The 4,208-nt window shown below is 67.1% G+C and carries 2 protein-coding genes; one reads left to right on the top strand and one right to left on the bottom strand.

Translation table 11 applies throughout. The annotated features are described in order from the left end of the window. Window positions 1–469 precede the first annotated feature (469 nt). Window positions 470–823, top strand: coding sequence for a hypothetical protein (locus AC08ON_RS16690; protein ID WP_476617306.1), 354 nt, complete (start codon window positions 470–472; stop codon window positions 821–823). Between the two features lie 1,416 nt (window positions 824–2,239). Here AC08ON_RS16690 and AC08ON_RS16685 read toward each other — a convergent pair. Beyond that, entirely contained in the window at window positions 2,240–3,388 is a 1,149-nt protein-coding gene (locus AC08ON_RS16685; RefSeq protein ID WP_476608447.1) for a S1C family serine protease, read from the bottom strand. Between the last annotated feature and the right edge of the window lie 820 nt (window positions 3,389–4,208).

Raw genomic sequence — 4,208 nt, 5'->3', positions numbered from 1 at the left:
ACCGGAAGCTTGAGGATGTGGTCGCCACAGCCGCAAGTCATGCGCTGTTCCGCGGTGCGGTCTTCCTCGGTGGGCGTAGGGGTTGACGCCGTGGCGAGTGTGACGCAGAATCGACCATGTGTTCGGTTGGCTCCTGTCATCCTTTCAGGTGCGCGGGATTTCAAGTACGCGAGCACAGCCAGAATACGGTGATGATCTTCCGTGAGGGGTAGCCAATTATGCCAGCATCATCGGCGAGAAACTCTGTGGCATATTTCTTTTCGACATACTGGCGGAGAACGGGGCCGGGGACCCTGCGTGGGCAATGCGTGATTATGGCGCTGACGGGTCCGGGACCGAACCGCAGTCCCTTCTAGGCCGAGTATCGGCACTCGGCGGATCTCGGGCCTTTTAACGTCTCTCGACCTGGCAGCTTTTGAGTATGCCCGCACCCACATTGTTGTGCAATGTTTACTAGAGAGAAGACTAGATGAAAATGGGCAGCGGTATTGTGATCGTATTAGTGATCCAGTCGCCCGTGCTGGGTGAACTTGTCCCTCCGGTGGAGAAACTGCTGGGGGTAGGTCCGGTACTTGGGCTCCCGGGGTTGCCACTCGGCGGGGACGTCGGCGTCGGAGCGTCCACCCCGGTCGGTGCCGTCGTGGGTGGGGTGCTGGGGGGTGCCGTCGTGGGTCTGCTGGCTGGCGATGGAGCCGTGGTTGGCGGCTGTGTAGGAGTCGTGGTCGGTGGCTCCGTCGTCGGCGTGCGTGGCGCCGGGGTGGTGGATGGCGAGGACGGAGGCGATGTCGCAGGCGTCTTGACAAAAGCAGGGTCGGGACGATGAGGGGCGGAGGGCGAGGGCTTGCTGACCTGCCGCGCGATGGGCTCCATGAGGTGTGGTTCCAAGCCTCCGGGCGATGCAGCCCGGCTGGTAAACGCTCCGGCAACCGTCGGGACGACTGTCGAGGACGTCGCGGCCGCATTGCTGGGTGCGGCCGCAGGCATAGGCGGACGTATCGCGTCCGGGGTCGGTGCCTGCGTCGCCTGCCCCTGCGTCACCTGCGTGATATTCGGCTCGTCCTCCGACAGCAGCTGGGCATCGGAGGTGGGCCAGTTCATGGCCGCCGTGAGGCCGGCGACGGCGATGGCCGTCACCGCGGCGACTGCCACCGCCGACCGCCTGCGCCATCCCGCGCTGCCGCGGCCAGCATGAGTCTGCGGTGCGTCGGTGAGGTCGTTGTCGGAGTCCATGCGCATGAGCGGGAGTACACGCACGGAGTGCGTGGTGGCGGCGATGATGGTTTTCTCGGCGTCGGCGTACCTGTCACCGCTGGGTGGAGCCGTCGGTACCTTGACGAGATTGACCTTCGGTGTCTCCTTGGTGGTCTCGCCGACTTCGCTCTCGCTCTCGGTATCGGCTGCCGCTGCCGCTGCCCGCCGACTGGCGGCTGAGGCTGCGGCTACAGCCGCGACAGCGGCGCGATCGAAGGTGCGCGCGAGGCCGACCCGCAGACTCGCTGGCGCCGGAACCATGGCACCGGCGAGGAGCTCTTCGGGCGAGACTCCATGGGGTACCGGGATGCTGCGCGCCTGGGGCGATCCAGACCAGGCCAGAGCGCTTCCTCGAGCAAGCTCGAGTAGCCAGGACCGCAGCCGGGTGGGATCGCTCAGGGGATTTAGACGAGTGCGGGCGACGAGTGCGAACGCCGTCCCGGCCGCTGCGCGGGCCACGGTGGGATCGCCCAGAATCAGCAGGCACATCGAGAAGACATCATCGGCGTACAGATCGTAGAGATCGTCGAACGCCTGTCGGTCACCACGTCGGACACGGGCCACTAGGTCCGCGTCGTCGTCCATACTCAGCTTCTCCCCGGGGACTAGCGGCGGCCCCGGAACGGGCCGGCATCGCCCCATCGGTAGCCCGGTGAGGCAGTCCCAATGCTAGAAGTTTGTCCCCCGCAGCGGGTGAACGTCGTGAAGATTTTTTTGTCGCCGATTCGACAGTCGATAACGCTTGACTACTGATGCCGTCGCACTTTGATCCTCATCGACTACGGCTGGCTACTTTGCCTGGTAGGTCCCACGGCAGGGTGGCCATGTCCCATCGGAGACGGGACCAATTCACCAGGGACGAATCTGCCTTCAATGAGTATAAATCGAAATCTGTCATCAATTCGGCGGAACCGGCGTTCGGAACCGGACCGGCCATTCGCGGCCTTCCGCCGGATGGCACCATGCTTCTTGCGGGTCGGGACATAGCTCAGGATGCCGGTGGTTGTTGGGCGAGCCGGGCCTTGACGGTGCCGCTCTGTCCATCACGGGTATAGGTCACTTCCACCTCGTCGCCGATGGCGTGGGACCGGACCGCCGCGATGAGGGAGTCGACGTCGTTGACGGCACGGTTGCCGACCTTCGTGATGACGTCGCCGGTGCGAAGGCCGGCCCTTTCGGCGGGTCCACCCGGAACCATGGAGCGGATCTGTGCACCGTTGCCGCTGGAGGCGGTGGAGCGGGTGTTCTCCTCCGCGGTGGAGGCGCTGACGCCCAGGTACGGGTGCCGGGCGCTTCCAGTGGAGATCAACTCGGTGGCCACCGACTCGGCATAGTTGCCCGGAATAGCGAAACCGACGCCGATGTTGCCGGACTGCTGGCCGCCACCGAAGGGACTTCCACCACCCACGGTCGCGATCGCGCTGTTCACGCCGATGATCTCGCCGCGACTGTTGACCAGCGGACCACCGGAGTTACCGGGGTTGATCGATGCGTCGGTCTGGATTGCGTCGAGCACGGTGTTCTGCTGATCCCGCACGGTTGAATCCCCGGTGCGCACCGGGCGATGCACGGCACTGACGATGCCGGACGTGACCGTACCGTTCAGCCCGAGCGGGCTGCCGACCGCTACCACCAGTTCCCCGATGTTCAGCGTGTCGGAATTGCCGAACGTGGCCGCAGCGAGACCGGTGGCATTGATTTTGATCATCGCGAGGTCCGAGCTCGGATCCGTGCCTACGACCTGCGCATCGAAGGTGCGACCGTCCTGCAGGGTGACCGTCAGCGAGCCGCCGTTCGCGGCACCCGAGACCACATGGTTGTTCGTCAGGATATGCCCGTCCGAACGGATGATGGTGCCGGAGCCGGTGCCCGACTCGCTGCTCGATTCCTCGGAGATTGTCACGACACTTGGCAGGATCTTCTGCGCCGCGGCCGACACGGTGTTCGCGGCTGCCGGCGACGTTCCACCGGAACTGTCCACGGTGTTGTGCAGACCGGCGGATGTGACGATGGTCTGCCCCCCGTTGTTATCGGCGACCAGCGCTCCGACACCGCCACCTACACCGGCCGAGACCAGGGCAATGGCGAGTCCGGCGGCGACGAGCCGCCGTCGGCGCCAAGGCTGCGAGGCGGCCATGGTTGTCCCGTTGCCGTAGAGGTCCTGGGCGGGTGGTGAGCCGGCGCCGCTCGGGGAACTCCACGGCGGTCCCCAGGAATGCCCTCCGGTCGGGGGTCCCGCGGGGCCGGCCGCGCCGTTCAGAGCTCTCGGGGCAGCGGGACCACTGGGTGGCGGGCCTGAAGGTGGTCCCCACGGGCCGCCGGGAGGCGCCGCCGGAGGTGAGCCTCCCGCGGAGAACGCGGCCTGCGGCTGGCTGGCCTGGGACGGCCCGGCCGGGTACGGAGAATCCGGATACGGACGAGGATCCCCATGCGGGGGATGGGGATTCGGATACTGAGGATGCTGGCCGGAGGATGGCCCCAGCGCCGGCGGTTGGCTGTACGGCGAGCCGGGCGGACGGGAAGGCGGGCCCGCCGGGAGGTCGGGTTCGGAGCTGGCGGGACCAGCCGGGTGAGCTTGGCCGGCTGGTGTCCCGGCCGCGCCGCCGATAGGCGGAGCCCAGGGGGAGGGGGAGGCATGCCCGGCGCCGGACCCCTCCCTGCCGCCGCCCCCGGGGGCGGCCTCGGCGCTACTGCTGAAGGGGAGACGCGGTGTCATGGTAGGCACTTTCCCTTGAAAGCCTGAGCGATTCCTGAATGCCGACCAACGTTCGGGTAAGCGATCCGGCGTGGAGCCGCGCCGGCCCGGCCCGCGCCGGCCCGGGCCGCGCCGGCCCGGGCCGACTGGGTCAGCTTGGTCAGCCGGTGGGACGGTGTTCCGCCAGTAGATCACGAATTTCCGTGAGCAGGCGTGCCTCGTCGGTGAGTGCCGGGTCCTCCTCCGGCGGGACCTGCCCCCC

The sequence above is a fragment of the Frankia sp. CoWAU3 genome (genome assembly GCF_977971855.1).
Note: the sequence above shows the minus strand (reverse complement) of the source record. Positions and strands in the feature narration are given on the sequence as shown.